Below are 26,922 nucleotides of genomic sequence, written 5' to 3' on the forward strand. Positions count from 1 at the left end.
TACATGTGGAAAAATAAATCTATGCAATCCCCCTTTAAAAAATTTTAACCGACCCTTATTAATATTTACATGTTCACAAGGAGATCTGTCATGAAAAACAGAGTTGTTAAAGCAAAAAACGTATTGGCTTTCCGTATTTGGTTAGAAAAATTAGGCTATTCAGTTAAAAATCTGACAGATAATCGTGGTTTTACATTTAGCTTTAAAAAAGAATATGGTCTAGTGACGTGTGACTTATCTGGTAATGCCTTGGCAATGCAGCTTGGCGAAGAATTCGAAGACCACTTAAAAGCTTAATGACAAAATTTCTAAGAGATCAGGATTGCAAAGGGATTTTGCAATCCTGATAGATGAAGTCTAAAAAATTTAAACATTTCTCCCCTTCGATTTAATCCCTCATTTTCTAAGCATTTCATACAAAATATTATTGGAACCAACGCAATTTCCAAGTATCATAATGCCCAGTCGAGGGATGCTGCGACAATTGATCGGCACTAAAGATCAATTTGCCAGGCTCGACGATCGGTTAGACATTCGTTTTTAACCAACAACGGCATCCGCGAACAGAATGATCCATACTATTTTTTCTAGGAGATCCTGATGAACGCGGTGAATGCTTCATTTACAGATTACAAAGTTGCTGATATTTCCCTTGCTGACTACGGTCGTAAAGAGATCAAACTTGCTGAAGCAGAAATGCCAGCTTTGATTGGCTTACGTAAGCGTTATTCAGCAGCTAAACCACTTGCTGGCGCAAAAATTTTGGGTTGTATTCACATGACAATCCAGACTGCGGTTCTCATTGAGACCTTGGTTGAACTTGGCGCAGAAGTGCGTTGGACATCTTGCAACATCTTCTCTACTCAGGACCATGCTGCTGCTGCAATCGCTGCAAGTGGTGTACCTGTTTTTGCTTGGAAAGGCGAAACTGAAGAAGAATATGTTTGGTGTCTAGAACAACAGATCAATGTCAATGGTCAACCTTGGGATGCCAACATGATCTTGGACGATGGCGGCGACTTAACTGCACTTGTTCATGACAAATATCCTGCGCTTTTAGAGCGTATTCACGGTATTACCGAAGAAACCACAACAGGTGTACAACGTCTGTTAGAAATGTGGAAAGACGGCTCGCTTAAAGTTCCTGCAATCAATGTGAATGATTCGATTACTAAATCGAAAAATGATAACAAATACGGTTGCCGCCACTCGTTAAACGATGCGATCAAACGTGCGACTGACATGTTGCTTTCTGGTCGTCGTGCGCTTGTGATTGGTTATGGTGACGTAGGTAAAGGTTCTGCACAATCTTTACGTCAAGAAGGCATGATTGTACGTGTAACTGAAGTTGATCCAATCTGTGCAATGCAAGCATGCATGGATGGTTATGAAGTTGTTTCTCCATACAAAAATGGCGTACAAACTGGTAAGAAAGAAGACATCAATCAAGACTTATTAGGCAATACTGATCTTGTTGTCACGACGACCGGTAACTATCACGTATGTGATTCTGCAATGTTAGATAGCTTAAAAGCGGGTGCTGTGGTGTGTAACATCGGTCACTTCGATACAGAAATTGACACTGCCTACCTCCGTGGTTATAAGTGGGTTGAAGTCAAACCGCAAGTCCACCAAGTCTATCGTTCAGAAGACGAAAATAACTACTTGATCCTTCTTTCTGAAGGTCGTTTAGTAAACCTTGGCAATGCAACAGGTCACCCATCACGTGTCATGGATGGTTCTTTTGCCAACCAAGTATTAGGTCAAATGCATTTATTTGCTGAGAAATTCGCTGACTTACCTGCTGATCAGAAACAAGCTGCAATTCGTGTAGAAGTGCTTCCTAAGAAATTAGATGAAGAAGTTGCTGCTGCAATGGTCGTTGGCTTTGGCGGTGTATTAACGCAATTGACGCAAGTACAAGCAGATTACCTCGGCGTTCCTGTCGAAGGTCCGTTCAAATCTGACGCTTATAAATACTAAGAAAATCAGGGCAGACGTTTTACGGACTGCCCTTTTTTCTAAAATTTCCGAGCGATTTTAAAAAGGATTTGAAATGACAAAACGTGTTCCTATTTCTTTTGAATTTTTCCCACCCAAAACTGATGCCGGTGCGGAAAAATTAAAAACTGTTCATCAAGAATTACAATTATTAAATCCAGAATTTTTCTCGATTACTTACGGCGCGGGTGGCTCTACTCGTGAACGGACTTTAGCGGCGATTAATGAATTTAATGGCAAAGGCACACCTGTCGCACCGCATTTGTCTTGTATCGGTGATGATAAGCTCCGTATCGCTGAACTTTTAGATTTATATAAATCTCAAGGTATTGATCGCATTGTGGCATTGCGTGGAGACTTACCGTCAGGTCAAGTCGGTCTAGGTGAATTACCTTATGCACAGGATCTGGTTCGCTTTATCCGTGAACATTCAGGTGATCACTTCCATATCGAAGTGGCAGCCTATCCTGAAATGCATCCCCAAGCTGAAACCTTTGATGGTGACATTCAACGTTTTGTTGAGAAGGTGAATGCTGGTGCGAACGCTGGTATTACTCAATTTTTCTTCAATCCAGATGCCTATTTCTATTTTATCGAGCGTATTGCCAAAGCTGGCGTGAATATTCCAGTCGCACCAGGTATTATGCCGATCACCAACGCAAGTAACCTGATCCGCTTTGCCGATGGCACTGGTGCAGAAATTCCGCGTTGGATCCGTAAGCAACTGGCAGCTTATGGCGATGACAGCGAGAGCATCAAAGCTTTTGGTCATGAAGTGATTGTGAAGCTTTGTGAACGCTTGATTGCGGGTGGCGCACCTACCCTGCATTTCTATTCAATGAATCAAACAGAGCCGACTCGACAACTCGTTGTTGATCTTGGTTTAAACTAATTTGTACGAGCACGACCCAAGCATGAATCGTTTTTATATCGAAACTGAATTACACACTGGCAATACCATTGAATTAACTGAATCGGTATTTCACCATTGGGTCCGTGTACTCCGTGCAAAAGAACAAGAACAAGCCATCTTTTTCAATGGAAAAGGTGGTGAATATATAGTCACACTCACTGAAATCAATAAGAAAAATGCTTTTGTTTCAGTGGATCAGTTTGGTGCAGCCGATCGCACAGCACCTTTTCAAGTTATTCTAGGGCAAGTGATGAGCAAAGGTGATCGCATGGATTATGCGATCCAGAAAGCAACTGAGCTCGGTGTTACAACGATTCAGCTACTCACCAGCGAACGCTGTGAAATGCGATTAAAATACGATCGTGATCAAAAGAAAATCGATCATTGGCAGTCTGTTGCAATTGCAGCATGTGAACAGTGTGGTCTGAACCGAGTCCCTGAAATTCTTGCCCCGATCGCTTTAAATGATTGGGTCAATTCTGAATTACCTGCATCACGCTTTGTCCTTGCACCCAACAAAGATCAAGCCAATGTACTGCTTGACAGCAGTCCAGATATCGCATTGTTGATTGGCCCTGAAGGCGGGCTCAGTGAAGCAGAAATTACTACTGCAAATCAACATCAATTTAAAAACTGGTGTATCGGAGACCGTGTGTTAAGAACAGAAACAGCACCTGTAGTTGCTTTATCTATCTTGAATTATCATTTTTCGTTGAAATAACAGAGCCTAAATTCAGTTATGATTGACATGAATTTAAAATAAAATGCTGTTCTGTTTACAAAAAAACAAAGACTGTAAATATAGATAAAAAACGAAAAGGATTATTCTTTGTATGTTAGCAGCTCAGGAAAAAAATTTGCCACAGTTTATCTATACAGATCAAATCAATTATCCAAATCATGTCCGCTTATTTGTATTAAGCGTGTTTTGTATTTGCCTGTTAGATTATACACTCTTTGGTATTTTTTATTCTTTTGAATCTAATATTTTCACAACCTGGATGAGTATTACGCTCATCATTTTGTTTAGTTTTTTCGGTCTTTGTCATTTTTTATTAAAACGTAACGCCTCAATTCAGTATAGTAGTAAAACCAATATTATTTTTCAGACCGTCTGTTTCCTGACTGGTTTACTGATTGGTGTGAATACCATTGTCATTAACCACTACTTAGTGACTGATGTTCCTCATTTAATTGGATCACATGTTTTAACACTTACTGCTTTACTACTCACAGCATCGCATATTATTGCACTGACTTTTTTAACTCAGCATATTCGTTATTTCTTTTTATTTTTTATTCCAAGTATTACACCATTAATCGTTTCTCAACTGCTACACCAAGATCATGATCATACCCTTTTCTATCTAGCTTATTACTCTTCATTTTTTGCTACAGTTCTATGTGCTCAAGCCACGTTTAAAATTCATAAACGTTTGGCCTTGGTACTGGATAAAAACAAGCAATTGATTAATGTCGCCGAGCAGCACAACCAATGGACTGAAGAACTTTGCCAACAATTGCAACGTGAAGTGAATAAATCTAAAGATATTGAAGCCCAACTACAATTTAATAATCATCTCTTAGAGCAAAAAGTTCGTGAGCGTACGTTTGATCTGACTCAGATGAATGAAAGCTTACAAGAGCATCGTCAAAACTTGAGCTTTGCACATGAAACTGCGGGCATTCGCCCTTGGGATTGGAATCTTGAAAATCATACTGTTGGCGTGACCAATGCACATAGCCAGTCAGTCACACGTAACTCTGAGAACCATTATACTCTGCTGCATAAAATCATCCATCCCGATGATCTCGAGCGTGTCAAAAATACCCTTTATCATCATCTATGTGGTCAGACTAAACGTTATGAAGAAACCTTCAGAATCAAACGTCATAATGGTGAATGGTCTTGGATACATGATGTCGGCCAGGTCATTCTAAGAGATCCAAAAGACAATACGCCATTACGTATGGTCGGTATCCATCGTGATATCAATCAGGAAAAAAGAGATCAGGAGCGTTTAAAACTTGCTGCCAGTGTGTTTGAACAAGCCTCCGAAGGTATTTTCATATTAGATGAGAAATTCAATTATGTTGAAGTAAATCCTAAATATGAGCAACTCACAGGTCTTGATAAACAAGACATCGTGGATAAACATCTATTTGAAATTACCAAACAGAATAAACAACATCATCATAATTTTCACTTATCCATACTCGACACACTTCGAGCAGAACAAGAATATGAAGGCGAGTTCCAAGAAACCTATAGTTCTGAAAAATCATGTTTTTTATGGATGCATATTAACGCAGTGAAAGATGAGCAAGATCGGGTGATCAATTATATTGGTATTGTTTCGGATCAAACTGAGCGTAAACATCAAGAACAACGCTTATCTTATCTGACCAATTACGATACGCTCACCGATCTGCCGAATCGTTTTTATTACCAACAGCAGTTACATCAATATTTAATCAATGAAACATCAATTCAGCACTTGGCTGTCATCCGCCTCAACATTGATCGCTTCCGGGCATTGAATGAAATCATCAGCAATCAAGCTGGGAATGAATTATTGAAAGAAGTAGCGCAACGCTTACGCATTAGCAATATTGATGCACTGTTAGTTGCGCATTTAAGTGCAGACGACTTCGCAATTATCTATGAGATGTCTCCGTTACATCCGCCAATTCATCAACTCTGCAACAACATTGTTGAAGCATTTAGCAAACCCTTCTATCTCGCCGATCAAGAACATTTAGTCAGTATTTCAATCGGAGTCGCGATTTACCCAGAGCATGGCCGCCAAGTTGATAACTTAAATACACATGCAGAACAGGCATTAACCGAAGCAAAACGTTTAGGTGGCAATACCATTCGTTATTATTCCAATGAGCGTGCCAATTTCGTTGCCAAATATACAGACTTGGAGCTTGATCTTAGAAAAGCTATCCAGAACAATGAATTGGTGGTTTACTATCAACCTAAAATTAATGCACAAGATAATCAAATTAATAGCTTTGAAGCCTTGATTCGATGGAAACATCCAACCAAAGGGCTCATCATGCCAAGCATTTTTATTCCTTTAGCTGAAAGTACCAGTTTGATTTCAGATATTGGACAATTCGTTTTACATGAAGCAGCCAAGCAATTACAGACATGGCAACAGCTTGGTTTTAACAATATCAATATTGCCGTCAATATTGTGGCACAGCAAATTTTGCGCGGCCAACTGTTGCATGACATTGATACAGTATTAAACAGTTATGCAATTTCAGGCAAAAATCTTGAATTAGAAATTACCGAATCAGCATTCATTGAAAATACTGAAAGTGTCAAAACGGTATTACTCGCCATTAAAGAACGTCAAATTTCAATTGCGCTGGATGACTTCGGCACGGGCTATTCTTCACTCGCCTACCTCACCGAATATCCAATTGATATTTTGAAAATTGACCGTGCTTTTATCTCAAAAATTGGTAACCCTAAACAAGATGCAATCGTTAATGCCATGATTGCAATGGGCAAGACCATTGGCCTAAAAGTTGTAGCAGAAGGTGTTGAGACAGAGCAACAATATGAGTATTTAAAACGACAAAATTGCGACATATTACAGGGTTATCTATTTTCGCAACCACTAAGCCCAGCTCATGCAACTGAATATCTGCAAAAACAAATGCAGCAGTCAACGGCTAGACCTTCCATTTAAACATGAATTTTAAGCTTTTGAGCTATTTATTTTTCCTTCAAACTCGCCAGTCAATAAGCATACGGTTCAGTGAAAATAAGCTTTTTTGACTGGGCGAAAGCATGAACTAGTGCTATATTCTTGTGCACTTATCTTAATATCGTAATTAGACAGCTAGATGTCTGATTATTATCGGAACAAACGAGACTCAGATGGACGATCAATCTTTAAAACAAGCCGCTTTGTATTACCATGAATTTCCAACACCAGGAAAAATCAGTGTGACACCTAGCAAGCAGCTCGTTAACCAACGAGATTTAGCGCTTGCATATTCTCCAGGCGTTGCAGCTCCATGTTTGGAAATCGAACGAGACCCTTCTGCCGCTGCAAAGTATACAGCACGCGGAAATCTGGTCGCGGTTGTGAGTAATGGTACAGCCGTGCTTGGTTTAGGAAATATTGGTCCACTCGCATCTAAACCTGTAATGGAAGGTAAAGGCGTTCTGTTCAAGAAGTTTGCTGGTGTTGATGTATTCGATATCGAAATTGATGAAAATGATCCAGACAAAATCGTGGACATCGTTGCTGCATTAGAACCAACATTTGGTGGTATTAACCTTGAAGATATCAAAGCGCCAGAATGTTTCTACATTGAAAAGAAACTTCGCGAGCGCATGAAAATTCCAGTCTTCCATGATGACCAACATGGTACCAGTATTATTGTTGGTTCTGCGTTGCTCAATGCTTTGCAACTGGTCAATAAAAAGATTGATGAAATTAAAATCGTTGCATCAGGCGCAGGCGCTGCTGCCCTTTCTTGTTTAGATTTACTTTGTGCTTTAGGTGTAAATAAAGCCAATATCGTTGTTGCCGACTCTCGCGGCCTTCTCACCACCTCTCGTGAAGGATTGGATGAGTCTAAAAAACGTTATGTGCAAGACATTCAAGCAAGCCAACTCCATGAAGTGATGGCTGGTGCAGACATGTTCCTAGGGCTGTCAGCAGCCGGCATCCTAACCAAAGAAATGGTTAAGGAAATGGCTGAAAATCCAATTATTTTTGCTCTCGCAAACCCAGATCCTGAGATCTTGCCTGAACATGCGCATGAAGTACGTCCAGATGCCATCATGGCAACAGGCCGCTCAGACTATCCTAACCAAGTCAACAATGCGCTTTGCTTCCCTTATATCTTCCGTGGTGCTCTTGATGTAGGTGCAACCACCATTAATGAAGAAATGAAAATTGCTTGTGTACATGCTATTGCACGTATGGCACATGTTGAAGCAGATGCAGCAACCTATGGTGAAAAATCAGCTTCATTTGGTCGTGACTATTTAATCCCTCGTCCACTTGATCAGCGATTGATTTTAGAAATTGCACCGGCAGTAGCAAAAGCAGCAATGGACTCTGGTGTAGCCACACGTCCAATTGAAGATTTTTCGGCATATCGCCAACGACTTTCTGAGTTTGTTTATAACTCAGCATTCCTGATGAAGCCAATTTTCTCTCAAGCAAAAACAGATCCAAAGCGTATTGCTTATGCTGAGGGCGAAGATCAACGTGTATTACGTGCTGTTCAGATTGTTGTCGATGAAGGCTTAGCGAAACCAATTCTGATTGGTCGTACCGCAGTCATTGAAGATAACATCAGAAAGCTAGGTTTACGTTTACAGCATGGTGTGAACATTGAGATCGTCGATCAGGAAAAAAATCCTTTATATGATGATTTCTGGAAAGAATACCATCAAATCATGCAGCGCAAAGGTGTCACTGTTGAATATGCACAACGTGAAGCACGTCGTCGCTCTACTTTAATCGCAGCGATGCTAGTTAAACTTGGCAAAGCAGACGGTATGTTATGTGGTACCTATTCAAGCTATGACATTCACTTAGATTTCGTGAAAAATGTCATTGGTTTAAAAGAAGGTCGCAGTACATTCTTTACCTTGAATGCATTGATGCTTGAAGATCGCAATCTATTTATTGCAGATACGTATGTCAACACCAATCCAACTGCTGCTCAGCTCGCTGAAATGACCATTTTAGCAGCAGAAGAAGTCCGTCGTTTTGGTATTACACCACGTGTTGCCCTACTTTCTCACTCAAGCTTTGGTAGTGACCAAACGGATCCAAGCGCTCAAAAAATGCGTGAAGTTTATCGTTTACTGTCTGAACAAGCACCTGAACTTGAAGTCGAAGGCGAAATGCACGGTGATGCAGCCCTAGATGAAAACATCCGTCATTTTGCATTTCCAAATTCACGTTTCAAAGGTTCTGCAAACTTGTTGATTATGCCAAATCTTGATTCAGCAAATATTTCATTCAACTTGTTAAAAGCAACTTCTGGTAATAATGTAACCATTGGCCCTATCTTATTAGGTGCTGCAAAACCTGTTCATATTCTTACACCTACAGCAACAACGCGTCGCTTGGTGAATATGACAGCTTTAACGGTTGCGGAAATTCAGCAAAGTCAAAACTAAATCTATTTAAGCTCTGCTTTTCTTGAAAAGCTTCGCTTAACTCTTGAGAAAACCTCTATTCTGTAGCATGATTGTGTGAAGAATAGAGGTTTTTTCATGCAAGTTTATTTAGTAGGCGGTGCTGTTCGGGATCATTTACTCGGCCACCCCTATCACGAAAAAGATTATGTGGTGGTTGGAGCAACGCCCGAGCAATTACTTGCCGAAGGTTATCAACCCGTGGGAAAAGACTTCCCGGTATTCCTACATCCTATGACAAAAGAAGAATATGCACTTGCACGCACGGAGCGTAAGTCAGGCATTGGTTATCATGGGTTTCAATTTTTCACGGACACGACTGTTAAACTAGAAGAAGATCTGATTCGTCGTGACTTGACGATTAATGCTATGGCCATGGATGAAGCAGGTAACATTTATGATCCTTATGGCGGACAACAAGATTTAGAGCAGAAAATTCTGCGTCATGTTTCGGATGCATTTACTGAAGATCCTTTACGTGTTCTTCGTGTGGCTCGTTTTGCTGCCCGTTATGCAGCCTATGGCTTTAAAATTGCGGATGAAACGCTACAATTGATGCAAGATATTGCTCAATCTGGCGAGCTAAATGCCTTAACGCCTGAACGCGTCTGGAAAGAAACGTCTCGTGCTTTACTGGAAGATCACGCCGATATTTACTTCCAAACCTTAAGAGATTGTCACGCCTTAAAGATTTTATTCCCCGAGATTGATGCCCTTTTTGGTGTACCGCAACGTCCAGAATATCATCCTGAAATCGACTGTGGTATTCATACATTGATGGCGCTCAAACAAGCTTGTTTAGCAAAATATGCATTGGATGTCCGTTTTGCAGTACTGGTTCATGATCTAGGTAAAGCACTTACCCCTGTAGATGAACTCCCACGGCACATTATGCATGAAGAGCGTGGTATCCAGCCTGTGACCGTGCTCTGTGACCGCTTAAGAGTTCCTACACATTTAAAAAATTTGGCGCTGATCGTCTGCAAAGAGCATCTGAAATGCCACCAAATCAAAAACCTTAAACCAGGCACGTTATGGCGGCTATTACAGCGCTTAGATGTACTACGTCGTCCCGAGAAAGTTGTCGCCTTTGTACAAGCCTGTGAATGCGATGCCAAGGGCCGTTTAGGTTTAGAGCAGCGTCCTTATCCTCAGGCACAGTTTGTTTTAGATGCAATGGAAATTGTGCGCAATATTCGTGCTCAGGATTTACCAGATCATGTCACAGGTCCAGAAATTGGTGAAATGCTGATTCAGTATCGAATTGATGCACTTGCCAAATTTAAGGAGCTGCACAATAACTGATTAATTTTTAAGTAAATAAGGTTATTTTTAAACAAGTTTACTTTAGTTTCGCCAGAAAAGCTTATTAATCAAGCAAACGATTAATTTTCTTTACTATTGTTGTTGACGCATCCGCTTTTCATGCCTAAAATGCGCATCAGATTCTCCAATAGCTCAGTCGGTAGAGCGACGGACTGTTAATCCGCAGGTCCCTGGTTCGAGCCCAGGTTGGAGAGCCAATCTACTATTCTCCCATAGCTCAGTCGGTAGAGCGACGGACTGTTAATCCGCAGGTCCCTGGTTCGAGCCCAGGTGGGAGAGCCAAGATTCTAAAAAGCCCTGATCATTGATCAGGGCTTTTTTTATTCCCAATAAAAATATAAGCCAATAAAAAAGACCTCTGAGACACAGAGTCCTTTTTATCGTAAATTAAGCTGCAACTTTTGCAGGTACACCACTGTGGAAACGGAAGGTATTGTCTGGAGTTAAAATCAGATTTTTTTCCACCTCACGAATATGCTCAATACGTTGCTGGATCGTCTCTTCTGGATCTTTAAGTTTCGCCGTTTTTGCAACATCTAAAGCTAAAGCCAGATAGTCCTCAAAATGACGAGATTCAGACTTCAGTAAATAGCGGTAGTAGCGCCCCAGCTCATCATCCACAATCGGTGCCAACGCATAGAAACGCTCACACGAGCGTGCTTCGACAAATGCACCAATAATCATCACATCAATTAGAGCCTCAGGCTCATAAGTACGGATTTCTTTACGTAATCCACCTGCATAGCGCCCTGCACTCAAACCCTTCCACTCTTGGCCGCGTTTGTTCATGAATTCCAAAACCTGCTCATAATGCAGCATTTCTTCACGCACCAATTGCGCCAATTTCACTTGCAGGTCTGTAAAGAAACTATAGCGGAACATCAAGTTCATTGCTGTACTCGCCGCTTTTTTCTCACAGTTGGCATGGTCTTGCATTAAGATGTCCAGATTATTAATGGCTTCATCCAACCATGCCTGAGGAGTCATACAACCCAAAAATGCGATGACAGGTTGCATCAACTCATCATAATTTACACTACTCATCAACTTATCTCGCAGCAGCCTGAATTGCTGCTTTCATATCTTTTACTGCTTGAGTCAAACCAACAAATACGCTATCTGCAATGATCGAATGACCAATATTTAATTCATGAATTTGTGGAATCGCAGCAATCGCAGCAACATTGTCCAAATTCAAACCATGACCAGCATTCACCACCAAACCTTTAGCGGCAGCATATTCTACACCTTTGATAATACGCGCCAATTCAGCTTTTTGCTGCTCATCTGTCTCGGCATCAGCATAAGCGCCCGTATGGATTTCAATGGTCGGCGCACCACATGCCACAGCGGCATCAATCTGAGCCAAATCTGCATCAATAAATAAAGAAACATCACTACCAATCGCTTTGAGCGCTTCAGTTGCAGCCTTGACCTTTTCAAAATGACCAACCACGTCCAAACCACCTTCCGTGGTGACTTCCTGACGACGCTCAGGCACGAAACAAACATGTTGTGGCTGTATCTCTTTGGCAAATTCAACCATTTCATCCGTCACGGCCAATTCGAGATTCATTCGTGTTTTTAATAATGGACGCATACGACGTACATCATCATCTTGTATATGGCGGCGATCTTCACGTAAATGCAAAGTAATCCCTTCAGCACCCGCTTCTTCACAAACCAAAGCAGCCTGAACAGGATCAGGGTAAGTTGTACCACGTGCCTGTCTTAACGTCGCAACATGATCAATGTTTACACCTAAGATTGCAGCCATAAAAAATATCCTATCGTTTATCTCTTTGTTTACATCATCAATGCATCAAAGAAATCAAGTTTGCGTATTTTGAATCCAGAGTTGACGGCTTTTCAACGGCCGATCACCTAACAATGAGCTAATCATTTGGCGATATAGTTTACCTAATAATTGCAGTTGTTCGGGAGAAAAATTCTGACCATCTTCATAACATTGCATTGATGCAATCAAAGCCCCTGCAAGCGAAGAGCGCGAAGCTTGTGAAACTGGTAAAAAACCGTCATTGAGCTGAAATTGATAGTACCGAAACGGCAAGATTTCCTGCTGATTTGCATCCACTGAAAAATCAATTGCATAACCTAATTCTTGCAGCAAAACATGCTCAAACTGACGTAATATTTGCCGCAAAAATAAAGCCGCTTGCTCATGAGAAGCCAATTGCTGTAATTGTAATAATATCAATTGATATTGTTCAAAGCTTTGTGGCATGGCCTCTTCTAGAGGACATAATCGCAATAAAATTTCATTTAAATAAAAACCGGCAAAAAAAGCATCACCATGAAAAAACACAGGCTGATTCAGAATTTCAAGTTTGGTGAAATTCTTCAGTTCAGATTTTCCTGTAGCCTGCAAACGAATCGGCTGATATTGCGGTGGTGGAATTTGTCTTAAAATTCCATCCACCCGACCAAACTCTTGTGTGTATAAATGCACAATATGGCTTTTTTCACGATATTTACGATGATGAATCAAATAGCCATGCAGGACTTCATTACGCATCATAGAACGATACTAGTCCTTTTCTTTTTCATCCTTTTTATCATCACCGTCTGGGATTACAGCACCCACAACCGCAGCTGTTCCCTTTACGACCCCTTTCGTGGTCTTATAAGCCACTTTGACCGGGACGGTAACAACTTTAGTAATACATCCTTGTAACAAAAAGATGCAGGATAAAACCATGAGTGCTTTAATCATTCCGAATCCTTTTAAATATCGCTATAACCCAAGCTTTTTAAAGCACGCTCATCATCAGACCAACCACCTTTGACTTTCACCCAAAGTGTAAGCATGATTTTCTGTTCAAACATTTTTTCCATGTCTGCACGTGCATCCATTCCAATACTTTTCAACTTCGCACCTTTGTCACCAATCACAATCGCTTTTTGACCTTGGCGTTCTACAAAAATCGTTGCATCAATATAAGTACAAGGTGGTTTTAAACGACCTGTTTTTTCGTTCACAGTCGCTTCTTCAGTTTTAAATGATTCGATTTGTACGGTCAAATCATATGGAAGCTCTTCACCCAACTGACGCATGATTTTCTCGCGAATGATTTCACTCGCAAGGAAACGTTCAGAGCGATCGGTAATCTGATCTAATGAATACAAAGGCGGCTGATACGGCAAATATTTCTCAATGGTATCGCGCAGGTGTTCCAGATTCGCTCCACGTAGTGCAGAAACAGGAACAATCTCAGCAAAGTTCATTAACTTTGCACGCTCGCGAATCAGTGGTAAAGCTTCATTTTTATTTTCAAAAGTATCTAACTTATTGATCACAAGAATAACAGGCATTTCTGCATTTTTAAGTTTTTCCAAAACCAATTCATCGTTTTGAGTCCACTTCTGTGCATCCACCACAAATAAAACCAAGTTCACATCACGCAATGCTGAGTGCGCAGCACGGTTCATCATCTTATTGATGGCACGTACTTCTTTTTTGTGCATCCCTGGCGTATCAACAAATACTGCCTGAGATTTCTCGCGTGAATCAATTCCCACAATCTTGTGACGCGTAGTTTGTGGCTTACGTGAAGTAATCGATAACTTTTGACCCAGTAAATGATTCATCAACGTAGATTTACCTACGTTTGGGCGACCGACAATAGCAACAAAACCGCTTTTGAAATCTGAAGGAATGGTAGTTCCTTGAGAACTAAAAAATTGATCAATTAAGTTATTGCCATCTTGCTGTTCAATTGCTTCTGGCTTATTTTCATTTGATTGAGACATCAGGTTATTGCTCCAATAATTTTAAAATCTCTGCCGCTGCCGTTTGTTCGGCAAAACGACGACTTGAGCCCTCGCCTATAATTTTTGGCAATCCCGTTACATCACATTCCACTTTGAAATGTTGGTTCGGGGCATCACCTTGAATATCTACAACCTCGTAAACTGGGAGAGGTTTTTTACGTGCTTGTAAATACTCTTGCAAACGTGATTTCGGGTCTTTCAGTTGATCTGTCGGTTCGATATGATCCAGATATGGTTCATACCATTTTAGCACAATGCGTTCCAGCAAGTTGAGATCATTACTGTCTAAATAAATAGCACCAATAATGGCTTCTACGGTATCCGCCAAAATCGACTCTCGGTGATGTCCACCAGATTTTAACTCGCCTGTGCTTAAAATTAATGACCGGCTTAATTGCAAATCATTTGCGATTTTTCCCAACGCTTCCTGTCGAACCAAAGTCGCACGCATTCGCGTTAAACGACCTTCATTTTCCAATGGATAGGCATTGTACAAATAATTTGCGACGATCATCCCTAATAATGAATCGCCTAGAAACTCTAGGCGTTCATAATTATGTTTATGGCTAACCGAGCGATGGGTCAAAGCCAGCTTTAACAAGTCAAACTGTTTAAACTGGTGACCTATGCGCCCTTGCAGCCGTGTATCATTGAGCTTGTTTTGCAGATTTTTGGTCAAAAGTCTTCTCAAAGGTCATAACTAAACTGATATTCAGCATGAAAGGCTTACGTATTTCATACTTCTTCATCACCACAAGATCATCTTTATAAGTCACTTGCGCAATATCTTTAAAACGCAGATCACGAATCCCGTTCATATCAAAACGCTGATCCATCTGAGACGCGAACTTACTTGGCGTAGTATTCGGAGGGCTATCTTTTAATAAGCCCTCAATCTGAGTATTAATCAGTTTATCGTCCCAGTATGCTGGCCAAATCGCAATTGCTGCCTTAACAGCAACTGCAAATAAAACCACCCCAAATAAAATTGCAATATACGAAGTCCCTTGTTGAGATTTACGCATCTATCTATTTCCTATCTATTTTTATTAGTCAATCTTACCATTTCGGTTAAAACTTGGAAGATTAAAACCAGGTTCTTTATGCATCCATACATAAAAAGCTCGACCTGTTAAATTCGCCTCAGGTACAAAGCCCCAGAAACGACTGTCTGCACTTTGATCACGGTTATCACCCATGGCAAAGTATTGCCCTTTTGGTACAGTCACTTCCCAATCTTGACCATTACTTTGAATAAACACATCATTTTCTTTGGCCACAAATGGGATTAATGCTTCAGCACCTCGCAATTGTGCAAACTGGAATTGCTCAACCAAAGGATTTCGCCCTTCCAAGTAACGGACTAAATGCTGATGCTCACCTAAGGTTTCTTTAAAGTAAAGTGCAGTTGGCGTATCTTGCTGGTCTTTCTCACGCGAGTATTGTGTCTCTACCTTTGCGACTTGCTGACCATTAATAATTAATTGCCCATTTCTGAATTGAACATGGTCACCAGGCACACCAACTACGCGTTTAATATAGCTAATCGTTGGTTGTGGCGGATAACGGAATACGATCACTTCTCCACGTTTTGGCTCACTAACATCAATGATTTTAGCGTTCACGATGGGTAAACGCACACCATAATCAAACTTATTCACCAAGATAAAATCACCCGTTTCTAAGGTCGGAACCATAGAATCTGATGGAATATTAAATGGTTCATATAAGAAAGAACGTAGCACCAGCACAACAGCTAACACAGGCCAAAAGTCATATGCCCATGTAATGACAAAATTCTCTTGATTACGCCCTCGTGTTGCACGCTGTTTCAATACCAACTTATCCAGTAACCACACCAAAAAGAAAATTAGTGTTGCTGGTACCAGAATCAAGTTAAAATCAAAATCCACAAACCCTCTCTTGCAGTTTCACTGCTCGTCGTTCGACTGGGTAAAGCAGTATGCCTCCCCAGCCTCATGTTTCTTTATCGATCAACTTTCAATACAGCTAAGAAAGCCTCTTGTGGGATCTCGACACTTCCCACTTGCTTCATACGCTTCTTACCTTCTTTCTGCTTCGCGAGAAGTTTCTTCTTACGTGAGACATCACCGCCATAACATTTTGCCAATACGTTTTTACGCATGGCTTTCACGGTAGAACGGGCAATAATTTGCGCACCAATCGCCGCCTGAATCGCAACATCATACATTTGGCGAGGGATAAGATCTTTCATCTTCTCAACCAATGCGATACCACGATGGCGCGCATCTTGACGGTGACAGATCATTGCCAAGGCATCGACCTTTTCGCTATTGATTAGAACATCAACCTTAACCAGAGCTGAACTCTCAAAACGTACAAAGTTATAGTCTAATGATGCAAAACCACGTGAACACGATTTTAATTTATCAAAGAAATCCATGACCACTTCTGCCATTGGAATTTCAAAAGTAATTGACACTTGATTACCCAAGAACTTCATATCTTTTTGCACGCCACGGCGCTCAATACACAAAGTCATGACATTACCCAGATATTCTTGCGGCACCAGAATATGACATTCAGCAATTGGTTCACGTAGATCTTCAACTGTTGAACCATCTGGCATTTTTGAAGGACTGTCGATATAAATAATATCGCCCTTCTTGGTCAATGCTTCATAAATAACGGTTGGCGCAGAACTGATCAGATCAAGATCGTATTCACGTTCTAATCGCTCTTGTACGATTTCCATGTGCAGCATGCCCAAGAAGCCACAACGGAAACCAAAGCCCAATGCATCCGAACTTTCAGGTTCGAAAAATAAAGCCGAGTCATTGATCTGTAATTTTTGCAGCGCTTCACGGAACGGCTCAAAGTCACTTGAATCAATCGGGAACAGACCCGCATAGACCTGTGGCTTAACCTTTTTAAAACCTGGTAAAGTTGTAACTTCTGGTGTTGCTGCAAGGGTAATCGTATCCCCCACTGGCGCACCAAAAATATCTTTAATCCCTGCAATCACGAAGCCCACTTCACCCGCTTCAAGGATGTCAGTTTCGGTATGCTTCGGATTGAATACTCCCACTGAAGTTACTGGATGTGTTTGGCCTGTCGATTTCACCAACATCTTGTCGCCCTTACGGATACGACCTTGTTTGATACGAACCAACGATACAACCCCAAGGTAATTATCGAACCATGAGTCGATAATCAATGCTTGTAAAGGCGCATCACGATCACCTTCTGGTGCAGGAATCACATCTACCAAACGCTCTAAAACACCCTCAACCCCCAAACCTGTTTTTGCTGAACACGTTGGCGCATCAGTCGCTTCAATTCCGATAATTTCTTCAATTTCGTGAATTACACGCTCTGGTTCTGCTTGCGGTAAATCAATCTTGTTTAAGATCGGTAAAACTTCCAGACCTTGCTCAATTGCGGTATAGCAGTTTGCGACAGACTGTGCTTCAACACCTTGCGCAGCATCTACGACCAACAATGCACCTTCACAGGCTGCTAAAGAACGTGATACTTCATAAGAGAAGTCAACGTGCCCTGGAGTATCAATAAAATTCAACTGATATTCTTGGCCATTTGGATGCGTGTAGTACAAGGTTACCGATGCAGCCTTAATGGTAATCCCACGTTCACGCTCAAGCTCCATAGAGTCTAATACTTGAGCTTGCATCTCACGATCTTGTAAGCCACCGCACATTTGAATAAAACGGTCAGCCAAAGTCGACTTACCATGGTCAATATGAGCAATGATCGAGAAATTGCGTATATTTTTGATATCTACGGATTTTTTAGCTTGCGCCATGGGTTACCTTAAGAAAAATAGAACGCTCTATACTTAAGAAAAGTAATGAGCCAAATGGTTTAATAAAATTGCTCGGGATTATAACAGAACAGCTTTTCAAAGTATTCAAAATAATAAAAGCTTTCATTGCGAAGACTGAACAATTTACTCACATTTAAGTCAATCAAACTGCTTCATATGAAATAGAGAAATCCATTGGATCTAAATCCACAGCAATCGGCTGATAAGCTTGGGTAAAACTCGGTGACATTCGTTTTGGTCGACCTGTTTCGATTTCAATACAGGCCCATTTGGTATTACCAACAAATACAATACTCTGATCTTTAGGACGATAGAACGCATACTGGCGGAATGAATAGAGGGCATTAATATCATCCAGCCATGTCCGTAAAATGACTTCCTCACCTTCCAGTGCTGCCTTACGATATTGCACATGATGTTCAACTGCCACCATGGCATGTTTCAGATCTAGATATTGAGCTAGACCTAAACCCAAAGTCTCGATATGCGCTGAAGCAACATCTTGCATCCACTGGATATACATGACGTTATTGACATGCCCCAATACATCAATATGTTTAGGCTGAACTTGTATTTTTAAATCAAAAATCGTACTCATAATTTTGCGTATTTCATCACGACCAACGTTTCGCTAGCTACACTAGTCTAAACACAACAGGATTTCAAAATAAAAACCACCCTAATTCTAGAGTGGTTTTTATTTAAGTAGTATTCAATAAAATTTAAATCTTAAGGTAAACGCAACCCAAGGATTGCACGTTGACCTTGGCGAATAATCGTTACACGCGCAACACTATTCTTCGGCAAGGCCGAAACCGTTCTTGCAAACTGCTGGCTATTGGTAATTGCTGTACCATTCACTTGTACAATCACATCACCAGCAACCAGATTGGATAATGAAGCCGTACCGCCACGCTTCACATCTTGAATTAAGATACCACCACGCACATCTAAGCGCGCTTGTTCAGTTGCGCTTAAATCACGAATACTCATACCCAAACCACTAGTCGGGTTATTTTTCTCAGCATCCGCAGCCGTATCATCTGGCGCAGTACCCAATGTTGCTGAGATCGTACGTGTTTTATCATCACGCAGAATTTCTAACTGAACCGTTTGATTTGGCGCAATACGGTTAAGGGAATAAAGTAAATCGCTAGTACGTGAAATTGGAGCACCATTGGCTTTCAAAATCACATCACCCGATTTTAGACCTGCTTTTTCAGCTGGCGATTTCGGTGCAACCTGAGTAATCAGTGAACCTTCTGGTTTCGGTAATTTATAGGCTTCAGCCAGATTACGATCAATATCCTGCATCATAATACCAAGATATGAGCGAGTCACCTTACCTGTTGTTTTCAACTGCTGTACAACATCCATCGCCACATCGATCGGAATTGAGAAGGATAAGCCCATATAGCCACCCGTACCACTGAAGATACGTGAATTCACCCCAACGACTTCACCACGTTGGTTGAACAATGGACCACCTGAGTTACCCGGATTCAGCGCAGCGTCAGTTTGAATGAAGGGAACAGACGTTTCACCACTCATATTACGTGATTTCGCACTGACAATCCCCGCTGAAGCAGAGTAGTCAAAACCAAATGGTGAACCAATTGCCAATACAGGTTCACCCACACGGAGTTGATCGACATTACCAATTTTTAACTCTGGAAAGTTATTTCCAGTGACTTTGAGTAGCGCAATATCGGTACGCTCGTCACTTCCCACAAGTGTCGCATCAAGCTCCCGACGGTCATTCAGGATAATACTGATACGGGAAGCATTTTCAACCACATGACGATTCGTTAATAAATAACCGTCCTTACCAATAAAAAACGCACTGCCATAGCCAGTTTTTTCTTGAGGCCCTTGCTGTTGTGGGATAATCACTTGATTGCCAAAAAAGCGCCGTAAAATTTCAGGGACTTGTTGTTGCAATAACTCTTCCTGAGTCATTTTCTTGACAACATTGACACTCACAACTGCAGGGCTGACCTGCTCAACCAGATTTGAAAAATCTACTGGCGATGCAGCATTGACTTGAGATGCTGCTATCGTAAATACCGCAGCATACATTCCTTGTTGTAAATAGCGACTTTTCATGAAGCAAGAACCCACATACTGATGATTAAAATAAGGTTTAGGTCTATGTTTTTAGCATAACCCTACCATTCTTTTCGTAAAAATATGTTTATATTTTCAATGCATACAACGATCTAGAATGATGAAATGTGAATAAACTATGGAGAAACACGCCATGATCCACTGTCTAAGAATGGTTTTATCTTGGGGAGCTTAATCACAGATTAAAACAATGTACTGAAACGTAATCATTTTCACATTCATACAGTTGGGGCAAAAATTAATAAGCAAATAAATCGCATTCGCTAAAAATTCATTCAATTCTAGGCAGATTAGCCCTTGCCTTTTTGATCAAAAAGCGGTGTCATTAGCGAACGTTTAAAACTGAAGCAGATCGACGACATGCCTGATTTAAAAACAATTCACCATTTTGATGTGATTATTGTGGGCAGTGGTGGTGCAGGTTTAAGCCTCGCACTCTCTTTACCAAGTCATTACAGCATTGCAATTTTAGCCAAGGCGGCATTGACAGAGGCCAGCACCTTCTATGCACAAGGCGGTGTTGCTGCAGTCTTAGACGAAACAGATTCTATTCAACAACACATTAATGACACTATGATTGCAGGCGGTCATCTTTGCGAGTTGGATGCAGTCAAACATACCGTTGAAGGCGGTAAACCTTCGGTTGACTTCCTGCTTAAACAAGGTGTGCAATTTACGCTAGATGAAGATGAACAACTTCATCTCACCCGTGAAGGTGGTCACTCACAACGTCGCATCATTCACTCTGCCGATGCCACAGGTAAAGCCATTTCAACCACCTTAGTTGAACGTGCCAAAGAACGAAAAAATATTACGATTTTTGAAAATTATATTGCGATTGATTTAATTACTTTGCATAAACTTGGCCACCAAAACCAAGCCAATCGTTCAATCGGCCTTTATGCTCTAGATGAATCCAACGAACAGGTTCATACCTTTTTAGCGCCTTTTACCGCTTTGGCTTGTGGCGGTGCGATGAAAGCATACCTCTACACCTCTAACCCAGACATCGCAACAGGCGACGGGATTGCCATGGCTTATCGTGCAGGATGTCGTGTAGCGAATATGGAATTTAACCAATTCCATCCAACTTGCTTATATCACCCCAAAGCCCGTTCTTTCCTGATTACCGAAGCAATGCGTGGCGAAGGTGCTTATTTACGTTTACCGGATGGCGAACGTTTTATGCTGCGTTTTGATGAACGTGCTGAACTGGCGCCGCGTGATATTGTGGCACGTACCATCGACCATGAAATCAAGCGTTTAGGTATTCGTCACGTCTGGTTAGACATTACCCATAAATCACCCGAATTTATTACCGAACACTTCCCGACACTGTATGCCCGTTTGCTTGAACTCGGTATTGATATCACCAAAGATATGATCCCTGTTGTGCCTGCAGCACACTATACCTGTGGCGGTGTGGTGGTGGATGAACATAGCCAGACTGATTTAGATGGCTTGTATGCCATTGGTGAGACCTCTTATACAGGCCTACATGGTGCTAATCGTATGGCGAGTAACTCATTGCTCGAATGTTTCGTTTATGGCATGAGTGCAGCAGAAGATATTGAACAGAAGTTTGATACTGAGTTTAAATTCCCTGATGTTCCAACATGGGATGAAACCCAAGTCACCGATGCTGATGAAGATGTGGTGATCTTACAAAACTGGGACGAACTACGTTCGACCATGTGGAACTATGTCGGTATTGTGCGTACCACTAAGCGTTTACAGCGTGCCTTACACCGTATTGAAATGTTGAAGCATGAAATCACTGAGTATTATCAGGATTATCGCGTCAGCAAAAACTTGATTGAATTGCGTAACCTAGTGCTGGTTTCAGAAATGATTGTACGTTGTGCAATGGAGCGTAAGGAGTCACGCGGTTTGCATTACACACTGGATTATCCTGAACTCTCCAATGAAATTCGCAAAACGGTGTTAACGCCACCGAATTTTAAAGTGGAACAGCCGTTGGTGAATGAATAACTTTCAATTTATTCACCAATTATTTTTTAATTGTCACTGCCTTATATAGTCAGAATAATTAAATACTATTTGTATGGGCAATACATTACTTTGAAGGATCAAAGTAATCAAAATCCCTTGTTGGACAGAGGGTACATCCTTGTTACCCCTGCCCAACTTGGCGGCATCCATGCCGCCGATCTCGATAGCAAATAACAACTTGAATTCAAATACTAAAAATCAGGCTATTTTCGGACTGGATATTGCTTAAGGCCTATCTCAAATATTGCAAAGCATCTTCAAACACAACATCCGCATTCTGCGTTGCATCCAGCCGCTTCATCCGTTCAGGCTCTGCTTGCCATAAAGTCTCATAACCCGCACGAACTTTAGCAAAGAAACTCAATTTCTCTTGTTCAAAACGATCCAATGCCCCGCGCTCCCGAGCACGGGTCATCCCCAACTCAATCGGCGCATCCAGCCAAAAGGTAATATTCGGCATTTTCGCGACAAAGGTTTGATTTAACAGTTGCAACTTTTCCTGACTCAAACCACGTCCAGAACATTGATACGCAAAGCTGGCATCAGTAAAGCGATCACTCAACACAATCTTGCCTGCCTGCAATGCTGGTAAAATCACTTGCTGTAAATGCTGTGCACGTGCGGCATAAATCAAGAGTAGCTCAGTATCATGACTCATTTGCTCTTCATGATTCACAGCCAATAATAGCGAACGGATCTGCTCAGCCAAGGGTGTTCCACCCGGTTCACGGGTCAATACCACCTCCTTACCTTGCTGTTCAAAGTACTGATGAATTTTTCGAATCAGTGTAGTCTTGCCTACACCTTCCGTCCCTTCAAAACTAATAAACATTATTCACCCTGCTTTTTCTTTGAACGTAGTACAGTTAAATATTCTTGCACTGCCCGATTATGATCGTCTAACGACGCTGTAAATTTATGCCCACCATTACCTGTCGCAACAAAATAAATATTTTTGGCATCATCAGGATGCATCGCTGCTTCAATGGCTTTTTTGCCTGGTAGAGCAATTGGTGTTGGTGGTAAACCATTGATCGTATAAGTGTTATATGCAGTTGGGGTACGCAAGTCATTACGGGTGATATTGCCTTTATAGTTATCACCCATGCCATAAATCACGGTTGGATCTGTTTGCAAACGCATTCCAATTTTTAAGCGACGAACAAATACGCCTGAAACCTGTTCTAACTCACTGTCTAAACTGGTTTCTTTCTCGATAATCGAAGCCATGATCAACGCTTCATACTTATCCTTGTACGGTAAATTCGGTGCTTTCTTTGCCCATGCTTCATCCAGCGATTTCATTTGACGGCGGTATAAATCGGTTAAGATTTTTTTATCTGTTTCACCTTTGGCAAAGAAGTAAGTGTCTGGTGCAAACAGACCTTCTAGATGTGTATATGGAATATCTAACTGCTTTAATAGCTCACTGTGTGGAAGATCAAGTAAGGTATTAGTGACATTCGGATCTTTTTTCAGACTCTGGATCAGCTGTGAAAAAGTCGTTCCTTCAATCACCAAAATACGATTCATCTGCGCATTATCTGCATCGGCCAACATATCCATGACCTGACGAATACTCATTCCCGCTGTCACTTCATAGACACCTGCTTTCATGGTGTCATGAATCATAAACTTCTGATACAGCTTTAAAACTATTGGAAAGTTCACTTTATTTTCTTTGGCTAAACGATCGATAAATCGTGAGTACGTATCACCAGAAGAAATCACCAGAAGCTGTTTCTTACCTTCTACAGGATAATTTTTAAATAAACTTGACCATACAACGCCAAAGCTCCCCAATAGCACAATCATAACGACGATTAAAAAGGCTTTAAAAAAAGAAAATCTGGCTTTCGGTTTCGCTTTAGGCTTTTTCTTACTTTTGCTGGAATTAGGCTGCTTTGGCATATTAATCAATCTGGCTAAGTTTTAAAGTTTCAAATAAATCAAGATAGGGTTGTTGCTCTAAAGCCCGATCATTGAATCGAACAACCGCTTTCATGGGATGTAAGGCATTACAAAAAAATAGATTCTGGATGTGCCCAATCTCATTGATATCGATACATCGCTGCTCACATTCAATCTGGTATTGCTGCATTCTCGATAAGATTCTGGCTCTCATCACACCATGGACGCCATTATAACGAAGTTCAGGCGTAATCCATCGGTCATTTATACGAATAAAACAATTACTGCTCACCCCTTCAACAATATAACCTTGTACATCACTCACCAACGCTTCCAGCCAACCATGTTGATCCGCTTCTTGCTTGAGTAAAACCTGCTCTAATCTATTCAAGGTTTTTAAACCCACCAAATGTGGCATATTCAAGCCCAAGGCATGATGCAACATCCCGCTTTCTATCCATTCAGGCTGAAAAACTTGAGTTGCACGCGGGTAATACCAAACATATACATCAGCAGCATGTAATGGAAGGCTATAGCCTCGATCTCCGATACCTCGACTGATCACGACTTTTATGGTGCCATTGAGACGTTCATTCTGTTGCGCTAAGTGCTGTAAAGAGCTTTCAATAAAACTCAGATCAGCCTCAAGGCTTAAATTTTTACAAGCCAACTGCAAACGTGCAAAGTGTAATTCTTTTAGTTCAAAAATTCCGTGAAAAATACGTGCTGTGGTAAAACAACCATCGCCATAATGAAAAGCTCGATCTAATAAAGGAATGGAATCAATCAATTGTCCATTTTTATAACATTGCATGACCTAAGTACCTATTCACTTTCTGTGAGCCTGATAACAAATACTAAATAACCACTTGATTTTAAACAAGGATGTTAATTTAATTTTCGCCAAAAAAAACAAATCTATATCAATAATTCAGCAAAGCTTAGCTGTTTTATGCAATTGCATTTTTTTCATATCAAATTCGATTTTAATTATTTTTTTTGCAAAAAAACTGACGTTATGCTGCGTACATATTCCAAACAGTGATTTAGTTTTTAAGGGGTCTTTCATGCGTTTATCTCAAGTTAAAGTTGGCATCATTGCCGCACTACTCTCAGTTTCTTCATTTGCTGCACAAGAATTTTTAAATGTGTCTTATGATCCAACTCGTGAACTTTATACAGATTTCAATAAACAATTTGGTACATTCTGGAAACAACGTACAGGACAAGACATTGATTTTAAACAGTCTCATGGCGGTTCAGGTAAACAAGCGCGCGCGGTAATTGACGGCTTAAATGCAGATGTCGTTACGCTTGCACTTGCAGCGGATATTGACGAAATTGCTAAAAATGCAAAATTACTTCCTGCAGACTGGCAAAAGAAATTACCAAACAACTCTACGCCATACACTTCAACAATTGTATTCCTTGTTCGTAAAGACAATCCAAAGCAAATTAAGGACTGGGGTGATCTGGTTAAACCTGGTGTAGAAATCATCACACCAAATCCAAAAACATCAGGTGGAGCACGTTGGAACTATTTAGCAGCATGGGCATGGGCGAAACATCAAAAAGGCGGTAATGACGCTAAAGCACAAGAATTTGTCCGTCAAATTTATAAGCAAACCAAAGTGCTTGATTCAGGTGCTCGTGGTGCAACCACGACATTTGCTGAACGCGGTATCGGTGACGTATTACTGGCTTGGGAAAATGAAGCTTATCTTGCTGTACGTGAACAGCCGGGTAAATTCGAGATTATCACGCCATCCCTCTCAATTCTTGCTGAACCACCTGTTGCAGTCGTAGAAAAAAATGCCGAGAAAAAAGGCAACTTACAAATTGCTCGTGGTTATTTGAACTACCTCTACTCACCTGCGGGCCAAGAGATTGCGGCACGTAACTTTTACCGCCCGCGCAATGCAGCTGTATTAAAGAAATATAGCAATGTATTCAAACCCCTAAAATTAGTGACGATTGATCAAGAATTCGGTGGCTGGACCAAAGTGCAAAAAACTCACTTTGATAATGGCGGTATCTTTGACCAAATCGTCAAGCTCAACAGCACAGGCAAATAAAAATCTCCCTTGCGCTGCTATAAACGCAGCTCACCTCTTTAAAAAGAGAGGAATTACACGGATCTTCGTTTAGTTACTAAATTCGTGTCAATTCTCTCTTTCTTAAAGGGGGAGGTTGGGAAGGATTCTAAGGAGAATAGACATGATTCATACCGTAATTGTTCCTGGTGTAGGTGGTAGCGAAGCACAACATTGGCAGTCTTGGTTACAACAGCAACTCGTGTCTAGCTCTCGCGTTGAACAGAAACATTGGGATCGTCCTGTGCTCAGTGAATGGGTTGCTCAGTTTGTCAAAACGGTTTCAGTTGCGCCAGCACCTGTGCAAATCGTTGCCCACAGCTTTGGTTGTTTGACTAGTGTCGCAGCGCTTGCTGAACACCCTGAACTCCGAGCAAAAGTGAAAAATCTGGTTTTGGTTGCTCCAGCAAATCCTGCACGTTTTGGTGAAGCAGGTTTTGCGCGGCATAGCTTGACGGACTACCAACAGTACTTTCAGCAACTCAAAATTGATGTACCCAGCACTTTACTGATCAGTGAAAATGACCCTTGGTTAGGTTATGTCGATGCCTTGCAATTGGCTCAGGCATGGAAATTAACTCCTATCAATTTAGGTGCGGTTGGTCATATCAATGTCGCATCTGGATTTGGACCCTTCCCTGAGATCCTGAACTATTTGCTTCCTGAAAAAAAGATATCACCCATCGTCCGAATGAGTCAGGCAAATTTTAATTTGAAATTTGCCTGACTC

Annotated in this window: 24 protein-coding genes and 2 tRNA genes; 12 read left to right on the forward strand and 14 right to left on the reverse strand. The window is 41.1% G+C overall.

Annotated elements, in window-relative coordinates:
- Positions 1 to 90: 90 nt before the first annotated feature.
- The 9 genes from Aba26S_RS05250 to Aba26S_RS05290 all read left to right on the forward strand — a co-directional run bounded on the left by Aba26S_RS05250 (position 91) and on the right by Aba26S_RS05290 (position 10,712).
- The gene (locus tag Aba26S_RS05250; protein WP_004654498.1) at positions 91 to 297 is read left to right on the forward strand and encodes a hypothetical protein; all 207 of its coding nucleotides are present in this window, start codon (positions 91 to 93) and stop codon (positions 295 to 297) included.
- A gap of 303 nt (positions 298 to 600) precedes the next feature.
- The gene (gene ahcY, locus Aba26S_RS05255; RefSeq protein WP_005242458.1) at positions 601 to 1,983 is read left to right on the forward strand and encodes an adenosylhomocysteinase; all 1,383 of its coding nucleotides are present in this window, start codon (positions 601 to 603) and stop codon (positions 1,981 to 1,983) included.
- A gap of 73 nt (positions 1,984 to 2,056) precedes the next feature.
- On the forward strand, positions 2,057 to 2,893 hold the full coding sequence (metF, locus tag Aba26S_RS05260) for a methylenetetrahydrofolate reductase [NAD(P)H] (protein ID WP_043970480.1): 837 nt from the start codon (positions 2,057 to 2,059) through the stop codon (positions 2,891 to 2,893).
- A gap of 22 nt (positions 2,894 to 2,915) precedes the next feature.
- Positions 2,916 to 3,635, forward strand: coding sequence for a 16S rRNA (uracil(1498)-N(3))-methyltransferase (locus Aba26S_RS05265; RefSeq protein WP_043970481.1), 720 nt, complete (start codon positions 2,916 to 2,918; stop codon positions 3,633 to 3,635).
- A 112-nt stretch (positions 3,636 to 3,747) separates the two neighbouring features.
- On the forward strand, positions 3,748 to 6,624 hold the full coding sequence (locus Aba26S_RS05270; RefSeq protein ID WP_043970483.1) for an EAL domain-containing protein: 2,877 nt from the start codon (positions 3,748 to 3,750) through the stop codon (positions 6,622 to 6,624).
- Positions 6,625 to 6,815: 191 nt separating this feature from the next.
- Positions 6,816 to 9,086 (forward strand): NADP-dependent malic enzyme, encoded by a 2,271-nt coding sequence (locus tag Aba26S_RS05275; RefSeq protein ID WP_043970485.1) that lies wholly within the window; start codon positions 6,816 to 6,818, stop codon positions 9,084 to 9,086.
- Positions 9,087 to 9,182: 96 nt separating this feature from the next.
- On the forward strand, positions 9,183 to 10,409 hold the full coding sequence (locus tag Aba26S_RS05280) for a multifunctional CCA addition/repair protein (RefSeq protein WP_043970487.1): 1,227 nt from the start codon (positions 9,183 to 9,185) through the stop codon (positions 10,407 to 10,409).
- A gap of 142 nt (positions 10,410 to 10,551) precedes the next feature.
- Positions 10,552 to 10,627 (forward strand) — tRNA-Asn (locus Aba26S_RS05285).
- A gap of 9 nt (positions 10,628 to 10,636) precedes the next feature.
- Positions 10,637 to 10,712, forward strand: a tRNA-Asn gene (locus Aba26S_RS05290).
- Between the two features lie 105 nt (positions 10,713 to 10,817).
- Here Aba26S_RS05290 and Aba26S_RS05295 read toward each other — a convergent pair.
- From Aba26S_RS05295 to Aba26S_RS05345, 11 genes are all read right to left on the reverse strand, one after another.
- Complete coding sequence (locus Aba26S_RS05295) at positions 10,818 to 11,474, reverse strand: tRNA-(ms[2]io[6]A)-hydroxylase (protein ID WP_043970489.1); 657 nt, start codon at positions 11,472 to 11,474, stop codon at positions 10,818 to 10,820.
- A 4-nt stretch (positions 11,475 to 11,478) separates the two neighbouring features.
- Positions 11,479 to 12,207 (reverse strand): pyridoxine 5'-phosphate synthase, encoded by a 729-nt coding sequence (pdxJ, locus tag Aba26S_RS05300; protein ID WP_043970491.1) that lies wholly within the window; start codon positions 12,205 to 12,207, stop codon positions 11,479 to 11,481.
- 54 nt (positions 12,208 to 12,261) lie between these two features.
- The gene (locus tag Aba26S_RS05305; RefSeq protein WP_005242484.1) at positions 12,262 to 12,969 is read right to left on the reverse strand and encodes a DNA repair protein RecO; all 708 of its coding nucleotides are present in this window, start codon (positions 12,967 to 12,969) and stop codon (positions 12,262 to 12,264) included.
- A gap of 9 nt (positions 12,970 to 12,978) precedes the next feature.
- Positions 12,979 to 13,164: an NF038104 family lipoprotein gene (locus Aba26S_RS05310; protein WP_005242486.1), complete on the reverse strand. Its 186-nt coding sequence runs from the start codon at positions 13,162 to 13,164 to the stop codon at positions 12,979 to 12,981.
- An 11-nt stretch (positions 13,165 to 13,175) separates the two neighbouring features.
- Positions 13,176 to 14,201 carry a GTPase Era gene (era, locus tag Aba26S_RS05315; protein ID WP_005242488.1) on the reverse strand — a complete coding sequence of 342 codons (1,026 nt, stop codon included), beginning with the start codon at positions 14,199 to 14,201 and terminating at the stop codon, positions 13,176 to 13,178.
- 4 nt (positions 14,202 to 14,205) lie between these two features.
- The gene (rnc, locus tag Aba26S_RS05320; protein ID WP_005242490.1) at positions 14,206 to 14,901 is read right to left on the reverse strand and encodes a ribonuclease III; all 696 of its coding nucleotides are present in this window, start codon (positions 14,899 to 14,901) and stop codon (positions 14,206 to 14,208) included.
- Complete coding sequence (locus Aba26S_RS05325; RefSeq protein WP_005242492.1) at positions 14,870 to 15,247, reverse strand: DUF4845 domain-containing protein; 378 nt, start codon at positions 15,245 to 15,247, stop codon at positions 14,870 to 14,872. Before Aba26S_RS05325 ends, rnc begins: the two co-directional genes overlap by 32 nt.
- Positions 15,248 to 15,271: 24 nt before the next feature.
- Positions 15,272 to 16,135 carry a signal peptidase I gene (lepB, locus tag Aba26S_RS05330; protein ID WP_005242498.1) on the reverse strand — a complete coding sequence of 288 codons (864 nt, stop codon included), beginning with the start codon at positions 16,133 to 16,135 and terminating at the stop codon, positions 15,272 to 15,274.
- A 74-nt stretch (positions 16,136 to 16,209) separates the two neighbouring features.
- Positions 16,210 to 18,027, reverse strand: coding sequence for a translation elongation factor 4 (gene lepA / locus Aba26S_RS05335; protein WP_005242499.1), 1,818 nt, complete (start codon positions 18,025 to 18,027; stop codon positions 16,210 to 16,212).
- Positions 18,028 to 18,190: 163 nt separating this feature from the next.
- Positions 18,191 to 18,646: a thioesterase family protein gene (locus tag Aba26S_RS05340; protein WP_043970493.1), complete on the reverse strand. Its 456-nt coding sequence runs from the start codon at positions 18,644 to 18,646 to the stop codon at positions 18,191 to 18,193.
- 131 nt (positions 18,647 to 18,777) lie between these two features.
- The gene (locus tag Aba26S_RS05345) at positions 18,778 to 20,154 is read right to left on the reverse strand and encodes a Do family serine endopeptidase (protein ID WP_043970496.1); all 1,377 of its coding nucleotides are present in this window, start codon (positions 20,152 to 20,154) and stop codon (positions 18,778 to 18,780) included.
- 381 nt (positions 20,155 to 20,535) lie between these two features.
- On the opposite strand from Aba26S_RS05345, the gene nadB reads away from it, so the two are divergent.
- On the forward strand, positions 20,536 to 22,167 hold the full coding sequence (gene nadB, locus Aba26S_RS05350) for an L-aspartate oxidase (protein WP_043970498.1): 1,632 nt from the start codon (positions 20,536 to 20,538) through the stop codon (positions 22,165 to 22,167).
- Between the two features lie 253 nt (positions 22,168 to 22,420).
- Here nadB and tmk read toward each other — a convergent pair whose 3' ends face one another.
- The 3 genes from tmk to pabC are packed head-to-tail and all read right to left on the reverse strand — an operon-like array spanning position 22,421 to position 24,913.
- On the reverse strand, positions 22,421 to 23,020 hold the full coding sequence (tmk, locus tag Aba26S_RS05355) for a dTMP kinase (protein ID WP_016652038.1): 600 nt from the start codon (positions 23,018 to 23,020) through the stop codon (positions 22,421 to 22,423).
- Positions 23,020 to 24,099, reverse strand: a complete 1,080-nt coding sequence (gene mltG, locus Aba26S_RS05360; protein WP_043970502.1) for an endolytic transglycosylase MltG — start codon at positions 24,097 to 24,099, stop codon at positions 23,020 to 23,022. The genes tmk and mltG overlap by 1 nt, the downstream gene beginning before the upstream one ends.
- A gap of 1 nt (position 24,100) precedes the next feature.
- Entirely contained in the window at positions 24,101 to 24,913 is an 813-nt protein-coding gene (gene pabC / locus Aba26S_RS05365) for an aminodeoxychorismate lyase (protein WP_043970504.1), read from the reverse strand.
- Positions 24,914 to 25,166: 253 nt separating this feature from the next.
- On the opposite strand from pabC, the gene Aba26S_RS05370 reads away from it, so the two are divergent.
- Together Aba26S_RS05370 and Aba26S_RS05375 are read left to right on the forward strand one after the other, a co-directional pair.
- Entirely contained in the window at positions 25,167 to 26,174 is a 1,008-nt protein-coding gene (locus tag Aba26S_RS05370; RefSeq protein ID WP_005242651.1) for a sulfate ABC transporter substrate-binding protein, read from the forward strand.
- Between the two features lie 142 nt (positions 26,175 to 26,316).
- Positions 26,317 to 26,919: an alpha/beta hydrolase gene (locus Aba26S_RS05375; protein ID WP_005242652.1), complete on the forward strand. Its 603-nt coding sequence runs from the start codon at positions 26,317 to 26,319 to the stop codon at positions 26,917 to 26,919.
- Positions 26,920 to 26,922 lie beyond the last annotated feature (3 nt).

The sequence above is a fragment of the Acinetobacter sp. NBRC 110496 genome, assembly GCF_000876115.1.
GTDB lineage: Bacteria > Pseudomonadota > Gammaproteobacteria > Pseudomonadales > Moraxellaceae > Acinetobacter.

Coding starts and splice junctions, on each gene's coding strand:
- tmk (WP_016652038.1), bottom strand. CDS start 23,020: ATGTTTATTAGTTTTGAAGGGACGGAAGGTGTAGGCAAGACTACACTG.
- Aba26S_RS05325 (WP_005242492.1), bottom strand. CDS start 15,247: ATGCGTAAATCTCAACAAGGGACTTCGTATATTGCAATTTTATTTGGG.
- metF (WP_043970480.1), top strand. CDS start 2,057: ATGACAAAACGTGTTCCTATTTCTTTTGAATTTTTCCCACCCAAAACT.
- ahcY (WP_005242458.1), top strand. CDS start 601: ATGAACGCGGTGAATGCTTCATTTACAGATTACAAAGTTGCTGATATT.
- pdxJ (WP_043970491.1), bottom strand. CDS start 12,207: ATGGCTGCAATCTTAGGTGTAAACATTGATCATGTTGCGACGTTAAGA.
- mltG (WP_043970502.1), bottom strand. CDS start 24,099: ATGCCAAAGCAGCCTAATTCCAGCAAAAGTAAGAAAAAGCCTAAAGCG.
- Aba26S_RS05275 (WP_043970485.1), top strand. CDS start 6,816: ATGGACGATCAATCTTTAAAACAAGCCGCTTTGTATTACCATGAATTT.
- Aba26S_RS05310 (WP_005242486.1), bottom strand. CDS start 13,164: ATGATTAAAGCACTCATGGTTTTATCCTGCATCTTTTTGTTACAAGGA.
- Aba26S_RS05340 (WP_043970493.1), bottom strand. CDS start 18,646: ATGAGTACGATTTTTGATTTAAAAATACAAGTTCAGCCTAAACATATT.
- lepA (WP_005242499.1), bottom strand. CDS start 18,027: ATGGCGCAAGCTAAAAAATCCGTAGATATCAAAAATATACGCAATTTC.
- Aba26S_RS05270 (WP_043970483.1), top strand. CDS start 3,748: ATGTTAGCAGCTCAGGAAAAAAATTTGCCACAGTTTATCTATACAGAT.
- Aba26S_RS05295 (WP_043970489.1), bottom strand. CDS start 11,474: ATGAGTAGTGTAAATTATGATGAGTTGATGCAACCTGTCATCGCATTT.
- nadB (WP_043970498.1), top strand. CDS start 20,536: ATGCCTGATTTAAAAACAATTCACCATTTTGATGTGATTATTGTGGGC.
- era (WP_005242488.1), bottom strand. CDS start 14,201: ATGTCTCAATCAAATGAAAATAAGCCAGAAGCAATTGAACAGCAAGAT.
- Aba26S_RS05370 (WP_005242651.1), top strand. CDS start 25,167: ATGCGTTTATCTCAAGTTAAAGTTGGCATCATTGCCGCACTACTCTCA.
- Aba26S_RS05250 (WP_004654498.1), top strand. CDS start 91: ATGAAAAACAGAGTTGTTAAAGCAAAAAACGTATTGGCTTTCCGTATT.
- Aba26S_RS05375 (WP_005242652.1), top strand. CDS start 26,317: ATGATTCATACCGTAATTGTTCCTGGTGTAGGTGGTAGCGAAGCACAA.
- pabC (WP_043970504.1), bottom strand. CDS start 24,913: ATGCAATGTTATAAAAATGGACAATTGATTGATTCCATTCCTTTATTA.
- Aba26S_RS05345 (WP_043970496.1), bottom strand. CDS start 20,154: ATGAAAAGTCGCTATTTACAACAAGGAATGTATGCTGCGGTATTTACG.
- Aba26S_RS05305 (WP_005242484.1), bottom strand. CDS start 12,969: ATGATGCGTAATGAAGTCCTGCATGGCTATTTGATTCATCATCGTAAA.
- Aba26S_RS05280 (WP_043970487.1), top strand. CDS start 9,183: ATGCAAGTTTATTTAGTAGGCGGTGCTGTTCGGGATCATTTACTCGGC.
- Aba26S_RS05265 (WP_043970481.1), top strand. CDS start 2,916: ATGAATCGTTTTTATATCGAAACTGAATTACACACTGGCAATACCATT.